The sequence below is a fragment of the Mycobacterium sp. genome (assembly GCF_050701675.1).
Classification (GTDB): domain Bacteria; phylum Actinomycetota; class Actinomycetes; order Mycobacteriales; family Mycobacteriaceae; genus Mycobacterium.
Genome location: NZ_JBOGDD010000885.1, coordinates 1 through 2553 on the forward strand (window position 1 = coordinate 1; position 2553 = coordinate 2553).

Sequence of the window (2553 nt, forward strand, 5' to 3'; positions counted from 1 at the left end):
GTGCCGGGCCCGGACATGGCCGCCTACTACGCTCGGCGAGCGGCGGGCGGAACCGCACTCGTCATTACCGAGGGCATCCGCATCCCACACCCAGCGGCTGGGCCGGAGAGCGTCCCGCTTCTGGATGGCACCGAGGTACTGCAGGTCTGGCGCGCAGTGACCGATGCCGTGCACGCCCAAGGCGGCGCCATCGCGGCCCAACTGTGGCACGAGGGCTCACAGCACGACGTCCTCGACGGTGAGCGGAACGGACAGGAACCGGTCAGCCCGTCGGGTATCGATGTTTCAGGAAACCAGGTCGGACGCGCACTGCGCACCGACGAGCTCGGCGCACTCGCCGACAACTATGCGCTGGCCGCCCGCAACGCGCGTGACGCCGGGTTCGACGCGGTCGAAGTGCACGGCGGCCACGGCTATTTGCTCGACCAATTCCTCTGGGACAACACCAATCGCCGCACCGACGGCTATGGCGGAACACTCGCGGGACGTACCCGGTTCCCGGCCGAGGTGGTGGCTGCGGTGAGAGCAGCTGTGGGACCAGGCTTTCCCATCACCTTCCGGTTCTCGCAATGGAAGATCAACCACTACGACGCCGAATTGGCATCCACGCCAGACGAACTCGAAAAACTCCTCACACCGTTGATCGATGCCGGCGTCGACGTGCTGCACCCATCCGTGCGGCGCCACTACATTCCCGCATTCCCAGATGACGATCCACGGCGGGGCATGGCGGGCTGGACCAAGAAGCTGACGGGGCTGCCGGTCATCGCCGTCGGCTCGGTGGGGCTGGACACCGGGTTCGAGTTTCGGCTCGAGAAGAAACGGATCCCCCCGGCACCGATTTGCCGACTGCTCGACCAATTCGAGGCGGGCGAATTCGACATCGTCGCGATCGGCCGCGCGCTGCTCGCAGATCCCGGATGGGTCAACCGTCTGCGCGACAATACGCTCGACGAGTTCGCCGGATTCGATCCAACTACTGCGCTGGCGCGCGTGCATTGAGCGCACGACACCGCTTGGGCCACAATATATTCGAGTCCGCCGACGCTGATACCGCACTGGAATCGCTTCCAGGTGTTCAATGGCGTCGACGATTCCACCACTCCTGCCCCCACGACTGAATTCCTGACCGTTCAAAGTTTGTACACCATCCTCGAATGCTGTTCAGGCTGAGGCAACATCGGACGAGTGAGCGGTGCTTCGCTCAGACCCAGACAACGAGATAGCGCGAAAGGATGGCAGCGATGAATTTGAAGGTCACATGGGAAGGTGACGTAACGCGCGTGCGACCGGAGAAAGAGGTCCGCGCGAAACAAGATGTCCAGGCACTCTTTGGGGTCAACGGTGTCAGCACACCGTCAAAGCACCTTTCACTGTTGGTAACTTCGCTGCGTCCAGGCGAAAAGTCCAACGCTCATTACCATTTGGAGCACGAATCGGCGCTCTACGGCATCAAGGGAAGCGTGCACTTCTTCTGGGGCGCAGAGCTCGAACACGACCTGGTCCTGGGTCAGGGTGACTTCTGCTACATCCCGCCTTTTTGCCCGCACGTCTCCTATAACCGCAGCCACACGATCGATGCGGCGTTCGTCACTGCGCGAACAGATGCGTTCGAACAAGAGCGTGTCGTCGTCTTGCCTGAACTTGACGACGACCGCTGCAAAAGCCGCGTCTCCTACGTCGACTGATTGGACTGCGCTGATGATTGAGGTACCGGTGCTCGTCGTGGGCGGTGGGCCAGCTGGAATGGGGATGGCGCTGCTGCTGGGCCGCTTCGGCGTGGAAAGCTTGCTTGTGGAGCGCCGCGCCGCCACCACCACACACCCCAAGTCCCGCGGATGTCACGCACGGACCATGGAGCAGTTCCGCGTGTGGGGTATCGAGGACAGAGTTCGGCGGGCCGGCCTGCCCCAGGAATCCGACGTTGCCTGTTGGTGTGAGAGTCTGAATGGACCGTTGGTGGCCTATACCCAACCGGCGCCGACCGTGAATTCCCCCGCGCCCCGTTCGATCGTTCCTCAGGATGCCGTCGAGGAGGCTCTCGATCACGCGTTGTCCCGATATGCCAAGGCCGAAGTCCGACGCTCAACTGAATTCATTGGTATGGAACAGGATTCGGGCGGAGTCACCGCGCGCCTACGCCGCGTCACCGATGGTCACGAGTACGACGTCCGAGCGAGGTATCTCATTGGTTGCGACGGAGCCTCGAGCAGGGTGCGTTCGCAGCTCGGTGTGGTGATGGACGGCCCAGAACAGATGGCGTTGATGGCCAACCACTACTACCGCGCCGATGTCAGTCATCTCCCGCATGTGCGTAGCGCGATCGGGTTCCTCGTGCGACCGCGGGACCGCTCCAAAGAAGACACCATCGTCTTGGCGACGGGGCCCACCGGTGATCGGTGGCTGGCCGTGCAGAAACTGCGCGACAGCGAAGCGCCCATGACGGAGGTTCGACTGGTCGAGGCGGTCCGTGAGCAGTGGGGCATTCCCGATCTGCAGGTGGAACGCATCAACGTGATGAACTGGCAGATGAGCGCGCAAGTCGCCCAACAG

Annotated in this window: 3 protein-coding genes; all 3 read left to right on the plus strand. The window is 62.7% G+C overall.

What is annotated here, in order from left to right:
- Nucleotides 1–1002, plus strand: a 1002-nt coding sequence (locus ACRDUX_RS26980) for an oxidoreductase (protein ID WP_526418276.1), incomplete at its 5' end; no start/stop codon positions are given.
- Nucleotides 1003–1244: 242 nt separating this feature from the next.
- On the plus strand, nucleotides 1245–1688 hold the full coding sequence (locus ACRDUX_RS26985; protein ID WP_526418278.1) for a cupin domain-containing protein: 444 nt from the start codon (nucleotides 1245–1247) through the stop codon (nucleotides 1686–1688).
- A gap of 13 nt (nucleotides 1689–1701) precedes the next feature.
- On the plus strand, nucleotides 1702–2553 hold an 852-nt coding region (locus ACRDUX_RS26990), incomplete at its 3' end, for an FAD-dependent oxidoreductase (RefSeq protein ID WP_526418280.1).